Consider the following 795-nt stretch of genomic DNA (forward strand, 5'->3'; position numbering starts at 1 on the left):
GGTCGACAGCGTCACCGACATGACGTTGGCTATCGTGATCTCGCCGTTCTTGACCACTGCACGCTGCTCGCCGGCGCCGACCGCCAGGATCGTGGCGTGCGGCGGGTTGATGACGGCGGCAAAATCCTTGATGCCGAACATGCCGAGATTGGAGACCGCCGTGGTGCCGCCCTGATATTCCTCCGGCTTCAGCTTGCGGCTGCGGGCGCGGCTGGCCAGATCCTTCATTTCATTTGAGATGACCGACAGCGTCTTTTCGTCGGCATGGCGGATGATCGGCGTGATGAGGCCGCCCGGGATCGAGACCGCGACGCCGACATCGGCGTGCTTGTGCTTGACCATGGCGCTGTCAGTCCACGAGGCATTGGCGTCCGGCACCGCCATCAGCGCCATCGCCATCGCCTTGATCACCATGTCGTTGACCGAGAGCTTGTAGGCGGGAACCTCGCCCTTTTCGGTCTTCTTCACCGGCGCGGCGGCGTTGAGCTGTGTGCGCAGCGAAAGCAGCGCGTCGAGTTCGCAATCCAGCGTCAGGTAGAAATGCGGGATGGTGCTCTTGGCCTCGACCAGGCGGCGCGCGATGGTCTTGCGCATGTTGTCGTGCGGGACGAGTTCGTAGGAGCCTTCGGCGAACAGCTTCAGCACCTGGTCGTCCGACATTGGCTTCGGCGCTGCAGCCGGAGCTGCCGCCGGAGCACCGGCAGGCGCCTTGGCGGCTGGCGCTGCTTTCGCGCCGCCGCCGGCAATCGCTGCCTCGACATCGGCCTTGACGACGCGGCCATGCGGGCCCGTGCC

The 795-nt window shown here is 65.4% G+C and carries 1 protein-coding gene; it reads right to left on the minus strand.

The genetic code is table 11. The annotated features are described in order from the left end of the window. On the minus strand, positions 1-795 hold a 795-nt coding region (locus tag EN742_RS36475), incomplete at both ends, for a 2-oxo acid dehydrogenase subunit E2 (RefSeq protein WP_189375762.1).

The sequence above is a fragment of the Mesorhizobium sp. M4A.F.Ca.ET.020.02.1.1 genome, from assembly GCF_004022645.1.
In the GTDB taxonomy this organism is placed as follows: domain Bacteria; phylum Pseudomonadota; class Alphaproteobacteria; order Rhizobiales; family Rhizobiaceae; genus Mesorhizobium.